Annotated in this window: 11 protein-coding genes; 7 read left to right on the forward strand and 4 right to left on the reverse strand. The window is 56.0% G+C overall.

Annotation, left to right across the window (positions count from 1 at the left end; translation table 11 throughout):
- Nucleotides 1-249 precede the first annotated feature (249 nt).
- On the reverse strand, nt 250-795 hold the full coding sequence (syd, locus tag EAE_RS02090; protein WP_015369954.1) for a SecY-interacting protein: 546 nt from the start codon (nt 793-795) through the stop codon (nt 250-252).
- Nucleotides 796-863: 68 nt separating this feature from the next.
- Between syd and queF the strand changes: the two genes are divergently transcribed.
- From queF to xni, 5 genes are all read left to right on the forward strand, one after another.
- Complete coding sequence (queF, locus tag EAE_RS02095; protein WP_015703314.1) at nt 864-1,709, forward strand: NADPH-dependent 7-cyano-7-deazaguanine reductase QueF; 846 nt, start codon at nt 864-866, stop codon at nt 1,707-1,709.
- Nucleotides 1,710-1,821: 112 nt separating this feature from the next.
- On the forward strand, nt 1,822-3,189 hold the full coding sequence (gene ppnN, locus EAE_RS02100) for a nucleotide 5'-monophosphate nucleosidase PpnN (RefSeq protein ID WP_015369952.1): 1,368 nt from the start codon (nt 1,822-1,824) through the stop codon (nt 3,187-3,189).
- A gap of 493 nt (nt 3,190-3,682) precedes the next feature.
- Complete coding sequence (locus tag EAE_RS02105) at nt 3,683-4,972, forward strand: HAAAP family serine/threonine permease (protein ID WP_015369950.1); 1,290 nt, start codon at nt 3,683-3,685, stop codon at nt 4,970-4,972.
- A 66-nt stretch (nt 4,973-5,038) separates the two neighbouring features.
- On the forward strand, nt 5,039-6,406 hold the full coding sequence (locus EAE_RS02110) for an L-serine ammonia-lyase (protein WP_015369949.1): 1,368 nt from the start codon (nt 5,039-5,041) through the stop codon (nt 6,404-6,406).
- Nucleotides 6,407-6,558: 152 nt separating this feature from the next.
- Nucleotides 6,559-7,317: a flap endonuclease Xni gene (xni, locus tag EAE_RS02115; RefSeq protein WP_015703315.1), complete on the forward strand. Its 759-nt coding sequence runs from the start codon at nt 6,559-6,561 to the stop codon at nt 7,315-7,317.
- 43 nt (nt 7,318-7,360) lie between these two features.
- Here xni and rlmM read toward each other — a convergent pair whose 3' ends face one another.
- The 3 genes from rlmM to gcvA are packed head-to-tail and all read right to left on the reverse strand — an operon-like array spanning nt 7,361 to nt 9,810.
- A complete protein-coding gene (rlmM, locus tag EAE_RS02120) occupies nt 7,361-8,461 on the reverse strand; it encodes a 23S rRNA (cytidine(2498)-2'-O)-methyltransferase RlmM (RefSeq protein WP_015369947.1) in 1,101 nt (366 codons plus the stop codon).
- Nucleotides 8,454-8,849, reverse strand: coding sequence for a DUF423 domain-containing protein (locus EAE_RS02125; RefSeq protein ID WP_015369946.1), 396 nt, complete (start codon nt 8,847-8,849; stop codon nt 8,454-8,456). The genes rlmM and EAE_RS02125 overlap by 8 nt, the downstream gene beginning before the upstream one ends.
- Nucleotides 8,850-8,892: 43 nt before the next feature.
- Entirely contained in the window at nt 8,893-9,810 is a 918-nt protein-coding gene (gcvA, locus tag EAE_RS02130; RefSeq protein ID WP_015369945.1) for a glycine cleavage system transcriptional regulator GcvA, read from the reverse strand.
- Between the two features lie 431 nt (nt 9,811-10,241).
- Here gcvA and csdA point away from each other — a divergent pair, with 431 nt between their 5' ends.
- Entirely contained in the window at nt 10,242-11,447 is a 1,206-nt protein-coding gene (gene csdA / locus EAE_RS02135) for a cysteine desulfurase CsdA (RefSeq protein WP_015703316.1), read from the forward strand.
- Nucleotides 11,447-11,878: a cysteine desulfurase sulfur acceptor subunit CsdE gene (gene csdE / locus EAE_RS02140; RefSeq protein ID WP_015703317.1), complete on the forward strand. Its 432-nt coding sequence runs from the start codon at nt 11,447-11,449 to the stop codon at nt 11,876-11,878. Before csdA ends, csdE begins: the two co-directional genes overlap by 1 nt.
- Nucleotides 11,879-12,017 lie beyond the last annotated feature (139 nt).

Raw genomic sequence — 12,017 nt, forward strand, 5'->3', positions numbered from 1 at the left:
ATCATCCTGATGTTCTCTTCATCCGCGACTTCCTGTCGACGTACATAGGATCACTGATTCCGCCTCTTCTTACAAGACTTACTACGACAATCTCTTAAGATTAGTGGCCAAACTAAAAGCGCGCATAATCATCAAATCATTTAATAACAATAAGTTACATGTAATCACTACGTAAAAAATTGCTGAAAATGATGACGATCTCTTACAGGTCTTGTAAGAGATCTCTCACAAACAACTTGGGGAAATGGATTACAGAAGGGGCTCAAGCTGATTCAGGAAACTCGCAAGCGAGTGGGAAAGGGTCTCTCTTTTTCGAGTACCGAGCGTCTCTTTAATCACTTCGCCGCTCAGGTTACAGACCGAAATAACCTCCAGTTCGCTATCCAGCGTGGCGATAAACAGCGTCGGCGATAGCTTCAGACGTTTTTGTACCACCAGGTGACCAATGAGGTTTTCCTGTACTCGCTGGAAATCATCCGGGCTCCATGCCTGCAGCAGAGTGAGGTTCTGTTCCGCGAAGCGGGCGTGCATATCGCCAGCGAACTGAGTGGTATAATAACTATGAATCGGCTGTTGTACCACAATCTCCAGCGCCCGTTCAACCCCATCGAGATGGTGTTCTAACGTAAACGGCTGCGGCTGCCAGAAAACGGCATCGTCTTCGCTAGCGCTAATACAGGGAGATGGGATGCCATAAAGGTCTTCGCTACGCGGCAGGCTGGCATAACGCTGCTGCCACGCATCGCAGTAACGTTGGGTAAATGATTGCAGCGCTTCTATGGTCTGATGATCCACCGGTTTCTCTCTTCACGTTAGACAGGATACACTTGGCATATAGTGTACCCGCTTTACTATGGTGAAACATGTCTTCTTACGATAATCATCAGGCGCTGGCCGGCCTGACGCTCGGTAAATCAACGGATTACCGCGATACCTATGACGCTTCGTTGCTGCAGGGCGTGCCGCGCAGCCTGAACCGCGATCCGCTCGGCCTGCATGCCGATAATCTGCCGTTCCACGGCACCGATATCTGGACGCTGTACGAGCTGTCGTGGCTGAACGCCAAAGGCCTGCCGCAGGTCGCCGTCGGCTACGTGGAACTGAGCGATACCACCATCAATCTGGTGGAATCGAAAAGCTTCAAACTGTACCTGAACAGCTTCAACCAGACCCGCTTCGCCGACTGGCAGGAAGTTCAGGCCACGCTGACCCGCGATCTTAGCGCCTGCGCCCAGGGCGAGGTCAAGGTTTCGCTGTACCGACTCGATGAGCTGGAAGGGCAACCGGTCGCCCATCTGCATGGCACCTGCATCGACGATCAAGATATCGAGATTGATAACTATCAGTTCAGCGCCGACTACCTGCAGGACGCGGCCAGCGGCAAAGTCGTCGAAGAGACGCTGGTCAGCCATCTGTTGAAATCGAATTGTCTGATCACCCACCAGCCGGACTGGGGCTCGGTACAGATTCAATATCGCGGGCCGAAAATCGATCGCGAAAAACTGCTGCGCTATCTGGTGTCGTTCCGCCACCACAATGAATTCCACGAACAGTGCGTCGAACGCATCTTTAATGATGTGCTGCGTTTCTGCCGCCCGGAATCGCTTTCCGTGTACGCTCGCTACACCCGCCGCGGCGGCCTGGATATCAATCCGTGGCGCAGCAACGGTGAATTCGTGCCGGCAACCGGCCGTCTGGCGCGGCAATAAGCGAAATTTTTCACACTTTGCGTGCGTTAACGCGTACGCAAGGTTGTGGAAATACTACGGCCAGGGCTATTGTAATCACAGGAAGACGATAATCGTCCTGTAAGGAGTTCACTTGATTACACACGTTAGCCCGCTTGGTTCAATGGATATGCTGTCACAGCTGGAAGTGGATATGCTTAAACGCACCGCCAGTAGTGACCTGTATCAACTCTTTCGCAACTGCTCGCTTGCTGTGCTCAACTCGGGGAGCCTGACCGATAACAGCAAGGAGCTACTGTCTCGTTTTGAAAACTTCGATATTAACGTGCTGCGCCGCGAACGCGGCGTGAAGCTGGAACTGATCAACCCGCCGGAAGACGCTTTCGTCGATGGCCGTATTATCCGTTCCCTGCAGGCCAACCTGTTTGCCGTGCTGCGCGATATCTTGTTCGTCTACGGGCAGATCCACAACACCGTCCGCTTCCCGAATCTCGATCTCGAAAGCTCAATTCATATCACCAACCTGGTGTTCTCGATTCTGCGCAACGCCCGCGCGCTGCACGTCGGCGAAGCGCCGAATATGATTGTCTGCTGGGGTGGCCACTCTATTAATGAAAATGAATACCTGTACGCGCGCCGCGTCGGTACCCAGCTTGGCCTACGCGAACTGAATATCTGCACCGGCTGCGGGCCAGGCGCCATGGAAGCGCCAATGAAAGGCGCCGCCGTCGGCCACGCCCAGCAGCGCTATAAAGACAGCCGCTTTATCGGCATGACCGAACCTTCCATTATCGCCGCTGAGCCGCCAAACCCGCTGGTCAACGAACTGATCATCATGCCGGATATCGAAAAGCGTCTCGAAGCGTTCGTGCGCATCGCCCACGGTATTATCATCTTCCCCGGCGGCGTGGGTACTGCGGAAGAGCTGCTTTATCTGCTGGGCATCCTGATGCATCCGGATAACAAGGCGCAGGTGCTGCCGCTTATCCTCACCGGGCCGAAAGAGAGCGCCGACTACTTCCGCGTGCTGGACGAGTTCATCGTTCATACCCTCGGCGAATCGGCTCGCCGCCACTATCGCATTATTATTGACGATGCCGCGGAAGTGGCGCGCCAGATGAAAAAAGCGATGCCATTGGTCAAAGAGAGCCGCCGCGAAACCGATGACGCCTACAGCTTCAACTGGTCGATTCGTATTTCGCCGGACCTGCAGATGCCATTCGATCCGACGCACGACAATATGGCCAATCTCAAACTTTATCCGGACCAACCGGTGGAAGTGCTGGCCGCCGACCTGCGTCGCGCCTTCTCCGGTATTGTCGCCGGCAACGTGAAAGAAGTCGGTATTCAGGCTATCGAGAAATATGGCCCTTACAAGCTGCATGGCGATCCGGAAATGATGCGCCGCATGGACGATCTGCTGCAGGGCTTCGTTGCCCAGCACCGCATGAAGCTTCCGGGCGGCAGTGCCTACATTCCGTGCTACGAAATCTGCTCCTGATAACGTGATACCTCTCCCGGGCGGCGGTCGATACCCTGCCCGGGCACCCCCGTCCTCAATTTCCAGTTAATTAATTTTTCTAATTAATGATTCGTAGAGTTTCCACATAGCCAAACGTTTGCGTTTCCAAAAAGAGCAATAAAATTCACCATAAAAATAACATTCTGGCGAAAAAACGTCGTTTACATCACTTTTTTGCAGCAAAAACCTCGTTATTTGGTAACAGAGCTTTTATCTCATGTGCTGCAAATGATAGCCTTCGCGCCACATTTATCTGGCTGATCACCATAAACAGACTGTTGGGCTAAAAACGTTCAGATTTAAAGTGGATTATTGCATTTGGGATCCCGATCACTGATGTATTTTCCATATAAATGTATCTTGCCGCCCAATTGTTACGGAGAAAATTTCTAAAAAACCGTAAAGCAACGAATTTCATATTATTTAATCGTTTTTATTTACTAGATTTTGTTGATTCCTCCAGGAGATACAGATGGAAACCACACAAACCAGCACTATCGTTTCGGGTGAATCCCGCAGCGGATGGCGCAAAACGGATACCATGTGGATGCTGGGCCTGTACGGCACGGCGATCGGCGCGGGCGTTTTGTTCCTGCCAATCAACGCCGGCGTCGGCGGTATGATCCCACTGATTATCATGGCGATTCTGGCCTTCCCGATGACCTTCTTCGCACACCGCGGTATGACCCGCTTCGTGCTGTCCGGTAAAAATCCGGGCGAAGACATCACCGAAGTCGTTGAAGAACACTTTGGCGTAGGCGCAGGTAAACTGATTACGCTGCTCTACTTCTTCGCAATCTACCCGATCCTGCTGGTTTATAGCGTGGCGATCACCAACACCGTCGAAAGTTTCATGGCGCACCAGCTGCACATGACGCCGCCGCCGCGCGCCATTCTGTCCCTGATTCTGATTGTCGGCATGATGACCATCGTGCGTTTCGGCGAGCAGATGATCGTTAAGGCAATGAGTGTCCTGGTATTCCCGTTCGTTATCGCGCTGATGGTTCTGGCGCTGTACCTGATCCCGCAATGGAACGGCGCGGCGCTGGAAACCCTGTCGCTGAGCAGCGCGTCAACAACCGGTAACGGTCTGCTGATGACCCTGTGGCTGGCGATCCCGGTAATGGTCTTCTCCTTTAACCACTCGCCGATCATCTCCTCCTTCGCGGTAGCGAAGCGTGAAGAGTACGGCGAAGGCGCAGAGAAGAAATGCTCCAGCATCCTGGCGCGCGCTCACATCATGATGGTGCTGACCGTTATGTTCTTCGTCTTCAGCTGCGTACTGAGCCTGTCTCCGGCGGACCTGGCGGCGGCGAAAGAGCAGAACATCTCGATTCTGTCTTACCTGGCGAACCACTTTAACGCACCGGTTATCGCCTGGATGGCGCCGATCATCGCGATGATCGCTATCACCAAATCCTTCCTCGGCCACTATCTGGGCGCTCGTGAAGGTTTCAACGGCATGGTGATTAAGTCTCTGCGCGGCAAAGGCAAAACCATCGAAATCAACAAACTGAACAAGCTGACCGCGCTGTTTATGCTGGTCACCACCTGGATTGTGGCCACGCTGAACCCGAGCATCCTCGGCATGATTGAGACCCTGGGCGGTCCGATTATCGCGATGATTCTGTTCCTGATGCCGATGTACGCTATCCAGAAAGTTCCGGCCATGCGCAAATACAGCGGCCACATCAGCAACGTCTTCGTTGTGATTATGGGCCTGATTGCCATCTCCGCGATTTTCTACTCTCTGTTCAGCTAATTCTCTTAAGACCTCCCCTCGCGCCGCTTAACGGCGGCGCGCTTTCCGACAGTACTGGAATACATCATGATCAGCGTATTCGATATTTTCAAAATCGGCATTGGCCCATCCAGCTCCCATACCGTTGGACCGATGAAAGCGGGCAAACAATTTACTGACGACCTGATTGCGCGCGGCCTGCTGGCCGACGTCAGCAAAGTCGTCGTCGACGTTTACGGCTCCCTGTCTCTGACCGGTAAAGGCCACCATACCGATATCGCCATTATCATGGGACTGGCCGGCAATCTGCCGGATACCGTCGACATCGACGCGATCCCGGGCTTTATTCAGGACGTTAACACCCACGGCCGCCTGCTGCTGGCGAACGGCCAGCACGAAGTCGAGTTCCCTGTCGACCAGTGCATGAATTTCCATGCCGACAACCTTTCTCTGCATGAGAACGGCATGCGCATTACCGCGCTGGGCGGCGACAAGGTGCTCTACAGCCAGACCTACTACTCCATCGGCGGCGGCTTTATCGTCGATGAAGAGCACTTCGGCCTGACCACCGAGGCGCCGGTTGCTGTGCCTTATCCGTACAAAAACGCCGCCGACCTGCAGAAACACTGCAATGAAACCGGCCTGTCGCTCTCCGGTCTGATGATGCAAAACGAGCTGGCGCTGCACAGCAAAGAAGAGCTGGAACAGCACTTCGCCGCGGTGTGGGAAGTGATGAGCGCCGGTATCGAGCGCGGCATTACCACTGAAGGCGTTCTGCCGGGCAAACTGCGCGTTCCGCGCCGCGCCGCCGCGCTGCGCCGCATGCTGGTAAGCCAGGACAATACTAACAGCGACCCGATGGCGGTAGTGGACTGGATCAACATGTTCGCGCTGGCGGTAAACGAAGAGAACGCCGCCGGTGGCCGCGTGGTGACCGCGCCAACTAACGGCGCGTGCGGTATCGTTCCGGCGGTACTGGCCTACTACGACAAGTTTATCCGCAAGGTGAACGCTAACTCTCTGGCCCGCTATATGCTGGTCGCCAGCGCCATTGGTTCGCTGTATAAGATGAACGCCTCTATCTCCGGCGCCGAAGTCGGTTGCCAGGGCGAAGTCGGCGTGGCCTGCTCGATGGCCGCGGCCGGTCTGGCGGAGCTGCTGGGCGCTAGCCCGGCTCAGGTGTGCATCGCCGCGGAAATCGGTATGGAACATAACCTCGGCCTGACCTGCGACCCGGTTGCCGGCCAGGTGCAGGTACCGTGCATCGAGCGTAACGCCATCGCGGCGGTCAAAGCGGTTAACGCCGCGCGCATGGCCCTGCGCCGTACCAGCGAACCGCGCGTGTGCCTCGATAAGGTTATCGAGACCATGTATGAAACGGGCAAAGATATGAACGCCAAGTACCGCGAAACCTCTCGCGGCGGCCTGGCGATGAAAATCGTCGCCTGCGATTAACGCCTCTGGCCCGGCACGCTTCGGCATGTCGGGCCAACTCTCCTCCAGCCCTGGCTCATTCTGCGAGCCTGCTTCCCGAACTTCGCTCTACCAATAGCCTCATCTTGCCACCGATGTTACCCTTACAGCCTGAGAACAAAGGGAGGTATCTTGTGGCTGTTCATCTGTTAATTGTCGACGCGCTCAACCTGATCCGCCGTATTCATGCGGTACAGGGTTCACCCTGCGCGGATACCTGCCTGCACGCCCTGGAACAGCTTATCGTCCACAGCCAGCCGACGCACGCCGTGGCGGTGTTCGACGATGAAGACCGCGCCCACGGCTGGCGCCACCAGCGGCTGCCGGACTATAAAGCCGGGCGCGCGCCGATGCCGGAAACGCTGGAAGCGGAAATGCCGGCGCTGCGGGCGGCTTTCGAACAGCGCGGTATCCGCTGCTGGGCGCTGCCCGGCAGCGAAGCGGACGACCTGGCGGCCACGCTCGCCGTTAAAGTTGCCCAGGCCGGGCATCAGGCGACTATTGTCTCGACCGATAAAGGCTACTGTCAGCTGCTGTCGCCGACCATTCGCATCCGCGACTATTTCCAGAAACGCTGGCTGGATGCGCCGTTTATCGCCAATGAATTCGGCGTGACGCCGGAACAGCTCCCGGACTACTGGGGCCTGGCGGGAATTAGCAGCTCAAAAGTCCCGGGCGTTGCCGGGATTGGGCCGAAAAGCGCGGCGCAGCTGTTAACGGATTATCAGGATTTAGAAGGCATCTACGCGCGGCTTGCCGAAGTGCCGGAGAAGTGGCGTAAGAAGCTTGAAGAGCATAAAGAGATGGCGTTTACCTGCCGGGAAATCGCCCGCCTGCAAACGGATTTACAGCTCGATGGCAACCTACAGCAGCTGCGTTTGCCATCCGCGTGATCCCCGGCCGCGCTAATGCGTGGCCGGGGCTGCTGAGCGCTGATTAGCGCTCGTCGCGGCGGCCGCCGACCGCCGCCCACAGGCGACGCACGTGTACGGTCACTTCTTCACGGTCGTGATACAACTGACGGGCCTGAATCTGCGCGTTAATTCCGTGCTCATCAAGCTGCGCCTGAATATAGGCCAGGTTTTGCGACACCTCTTCATAGCGCTTTTTCATCGGCAGCTTAAGGTTAAAAATGGTCTCGCGGCACCAGCCGTTCACCAGCCACTGCGCCATTAACGCCGCCACCTTCGCCGGTTTCTCAACCATGTCGCACACCATCCACGAGATGTTGTTGCGGTTCGGACGATAGCGGAAGCCATCTTCACGCAGCCAGGTCACCTGTCCGGTATCCATCAGGCTCTGCGCCATCGGGCCGTTATCGACCGAAGAGACCCACATGTTGCGCTTCACCAGCTGATAGGTCCAGCCGCCCGGGCAGGCGCCGAGATCCACCGCGTACATGCCATTCGCCAGACGCTCGTCCCACTCATCCGCCGGAATGAAGACGTGAAATGCCTCTTCCAGCTTCAGCGTCGAACGGCTCGGCGCATCGGAAGGGAACTTCAGGCGCGGGATCCCCATATAAAACGGCGAGTTGTTATTGCTAAAGGAGTAGCCGGTGTAACAGCAGCCGGGGGCGATAAAGAACACGTGCACCACCGGACGCTTCGGCGTTTCATAGTTGGTCAGCACGCCGGCTTCACGCAGCGCCGCGCGCAGCGGCACCGTGAACTTGCGGCAGAACTTCATCAGCTCTTTGCTTTCGTTGGTATCCGCGACCTCAACGCGCAGATCACCGCCCTTTTCCACCACGCCCTGCAGCATGCCGACGATCGGCGTGATGCGGTCTTCCGGCGGCAGGTCGCGCAGCAGTTCGCCAACAACGAACATCTGACGCGCGAAAATCAGCGAGCTAAACGGTAGATCGCGCACCAGCTTCTCGCCATCGCCCTGCTGATAGCACTCAAAAATCACATATCCGGAGTCGTCTTTGACCCGGGCAAAACCAAATACCTCAAGGCGGGCTGCCTTATCGGTAATTTCTGCTGCGCACTCTTTCTCAAACCCGGGGCGACAATAGAGGACAACCTTATTCATGAACAACGCCCTTACGTTTCAGACGAATTGCACCAATTAACATTAATACCCAACCGGCAAGGAAGCAGACGCCGCCTACCGGGGTAACGAACGCCCACAGGCGTAAATGCGACAGCGCCAGGCAATATAAGCTGCCGCTGAACAACACGGTTCCCAGCGCCAAAAACACGCTGCTCCAGTAAAACCAAATGCTTATCCGCCGCTGCATGGCGACAGACAGGCCTAAAATCGCCAGCGTATGAAACGCCTGATACTCAAGGCCGGTGTGGATCCAGGCCATTTCGGCCGCACCCAGCGATTTACTTAATACGTGTGCGCCAAAGGCGCCCAGAGCCACAAAGATAAAGCCGCTGATGGCGGCAAAAATCAGCATAAAACGGCTGGTCATGTTGATACCCTACAAAGTCAGTTAACGCCTGGTCATCAGGCCGTTATTGTTCGTAACGAAAGCGGAATTTTTCTTGTTCGCTCGCCGCCTTCGCTAAAATCCACTGGCGGAAAGCGGCTATTTTACCCAGTTCAGCCTGACTGTCATGACAAACAAGGTAAAACGCGTTCTTACTGACCAGAACATCATTAAACGGGCAGACCAAACGGCCTGCTTCAATTTCGGACTGAGCCATAACGTTATTGGCCAGTGCGACGCCTTGTCCATGGATTGCCGCCTGCAGCACCATCGCGCTGTGGCTGAATATCGGTCCCTGTTGCACATTGATATGATTTAGACCCAGTTGCCGGGTATAAGTTTGCCAGTCGCGGCGAGAGGCATCATGTAACAGCGTATGTTGCGCCAGATCGGCAGGCGTTTTCAACGCTTTGTCACCGGTTAACAACAACGGCGAACAAACCGGTAGTAAATATTCGGCGTACAGTTTTTCAACACGCAGCCCCGGCCAGTTGCCGCGGCCATAGAAAATCGCCACGTCGACGTCGTCGGCCAGTTTGTCTTCCTGACGGTCCACCGCCTGGATCCGCACGTCGATCCCCGGATAAGCTGAGTTAAAGCTTGAGAGTCGCGGCACCAGCCACTGAATGGCGAAACTGGGCAATAAACTAACAGTTAGCGCCCCTTTCGCGCTGCGCGCCTGCAGTTTACGCGTGGCTTCGGTGAGCTGCGAAAAAATCTCTTTAATATCCTGAAAATAGCTTTGCCCCTCTTCCGTTAACAGCAGCGAGCGATTGCGTCGACGAAACAGCTTCAGGCCCAGAAAGTCCTCTAGTGACTTGATTTGGTGACTTACTGCGGCCTGCGTCACAAAAAGCTCATCGGCTGCGCGAGTGAAGCTCAGATGACGTGCGGCTGCATCAAAAACACGTAATGCATTCAGAGGTGGTAATCGCTTCGACATGGTTATTCTGACTGAGATGTTAACGAGTTTTAACAAATAGGAAACAACAGTTAACCTATTAGTTTTTTTATCTGAGCCATTATAAATTGTCCGTTGAGGTTCTACCAGCAAATACCTATAGTGGCGGCACTTCCTGAGCCGGAACGAAAAGCTTTTTTTGGAATGCGTGTTCCAACAAGCTTTTGGCTTACGGTTGTGATGTTGTGTTGTTGTGTTTGCAATTGGTCTGGGTTTGCAGACCATGGTAGCAAGGCTACCTTTTCACTTCCTGTACATTTACCCTGTCTGTCCATAGTGATTTAATGTAGCACCGCAATGCGCGGTGCTTTTTTTTGCCGAAAAATCACCGTTCTCCCCGCCTCCTCGCTATCACCAGCCTTGCCCTAATGGGGAATTTGCGCGACGATCGTGATATCGATATGAGGAATTCCATGAACGCATTCAATCCCGCCCACTTCCGCGCCCAGTTTCCAGCCCTGGCGGATGCCGGCGTCTACCTGGATAGCGCGGCGACGGCGCTAAAACCGCTGGCCGTGATCGATGCCAGCGACCAGTTTTATCGCCTGAGCGCCGGCAACGTCCACCGCAGCCAGTTTGCCGCCGCCCAGCGTCTTACCGAGCGCTACGAGGCGGCGCGCGAACGCGTCGCCAGCTGGCTTAACGCCTCTTCCGGCAAAGATATCGTCTGGACCCGCGGCACCACAGAAGCCATCAATATGGTCGCGCAGAGTTACGCGCGCCCGCGCCTGCATCCTGGCGATGAAATAATCGTCAGCGAAGCCGAACACCACGCCAACCTGGTGCCGTGGCTGATGGTTGCCGAACAAACCGGCGCGCGGGTGGTCAAGCTGCCGCTGGGCGCCGATCGTCTGCCGGATATCGCTCAACTCCCTTCGCTTATCTCTCCGCGCAGCCGGGTGCTGGCGATTGGCCAGATGTCTAACGTCACCGGCGGCTGCCCCGATCTGCGACTTGCTATTGATTTAGCCCATCAGGCGGGAATGATAGTGATGGTTGATGGCGCGCAGGGCGCGGTGCACTTTCCGGCCGACGTGCAGGCGCTGGATATCGATTTTTATGCCTTCTCCGCCCATAAGCTGTATGGCCCAACGGGTATTGGCGCGCTGTATGGCAAAAGCGAGCTGCTAGCGGAGATGTCGCCATGGCTCGGCGGCGGCAAAATGATTACTGAAGTCTCATTCGATGGCTTTAAAACCCAGCCCGCCCCCTGGCGGCTTGAAGCCGGGACGCCCAACGTCGCCGGCGTTATCGGCCTCAGCGCCGCGCTGGAATGGCTGCAGGAAATCGATCTTACACAGGCGGAAAGCTGGAGCCGTAGCCTGGCGACGCTTGCGGAAGATGAACTGGCAAAGCGGCCCGGTTTTCGTTCGTTCCGCTGTCAGGATTCGAGCCTGCTGGCCTTTGATTTCGAGGGCGTACACCATAGCGATATGGTTACGTTGCTGGCGGAGTCCGGCATTGCGCTACGCGCCGGGCAGCATTGCGCGCAACCGCTGCTGGCGGCATTAGGCGTCAGCGGTACGCTGCGCGCCTCATTCGCGCCGTACAATACGCAAGATGATGTTTATGCGCTGGTGCACGCTATCGACCGCGCGCTGGAAATACTGGTGGATTAATGATGACCTCCCAACCCTTAAGCACCGCGCTCAGCGAAGCGACGCTGCGCCAGATCTTCGCCCCGCTAACTCAGTGGGAAGATAAGTACCGCCAGTTGATTTTAGTGGGTAAGAAACTGCCGCCATTAACGGATGACCAGCGGGCGCAGGCGAAAGAGATCGCCGGCTGCGAAAACCGTGTCTGGCTGGGGTATCAGGTTGATGCTGAGGGCAAGATGCACTTCTTTGGCGATAGCGAAGGGCGTATTGTGCGCGGCCTGCTGGCGGTGCTGTTAGCCGCCTGCGAAGGAAAAAGCGCCGCTGAGATTTTAGCGAATGATCCGTTGGCGTTATTCGATGAGCTGGGTTTGCGCGGGCAGCTTAGCGCTTCGCGCAGCCAGGGGCTGCAGGCGCTAAGCGACGCGGTGCTCGCCGCCGCCCGCGAGAACTAATTCAAACGCCGTCTCCCCGGCTTGCGCTACGCTGAGCCGGGCTACTCCCACTACAACCGCATCAATGCTGACTGAAACTGCCGGTGTTGGGGGCCTCAAAATCGCTGAGACGTTCCCGGCAGGCCGGGGCAGCCCGCAT

This window comes from Klebsiella aerogenes KCTC 2190, assembly GCF_000215745.1.
Lineage (GTDB): Bacteria > Pseudomonadota > Gammaproteobacteria > Enterobacterales > Enterobacteriaceae > Klebsiella > Klebsiella aerogenes.

Coding starts and splice junctions, on each gene's coding strand:
- queF (WP_015703314.1), top strand. CDS start 864: ATGTCTTCTTACGATAATCATCAGGCGCTGGCCGGCCTGACGCTCGGT.
- EAE_RS02105 (WP_015369950.1), top strand. CDS start 3,683: ATGGAAACCACACAAACCAGCACTATCGTTTCGGGTGAATCCCGCAGC.
- EAE_RS02110 (WP_015369949.1), top strand. CDS start 5,039: ATGATCAGCGTATTCGATATTTTCAAAATCGGCATTGGCCCATCCAGC.
- rlmM (WP_015369947.1), bottom strand. CDS start 8,461: ATGAATAAGGTTGTCCTCTATTGTCGCCCCGGGTTTGAGAAAGAGTGC.
- EAE_RS02125 (WP_015369946.1), bottom strand. CDS start 8,849: ATGACCAGCCGTTTTATGCTGATTTTTGCCGCCATCAGCGGCTTTATC.
- gcvA (WP_015369945.1), bottom strand. CDS start 9,810: ATGTCGAAGCGATTACCACCTCTGAATGCATTACGTGTTTTTGATGCA.
- csdA (WP_015703316.1), top strand. CDS start 10,242: ATGAACGCATTCAATCCCGCCCACTTCCGCGCCCAGTTTCCAGCCCTG.
- csdE (WP_015703317.1), top strand. CDS start 11,447: ATGATGACCTCCCAACCCTTAAGCACCGCGCTCAGCGAAGCGACGCTG.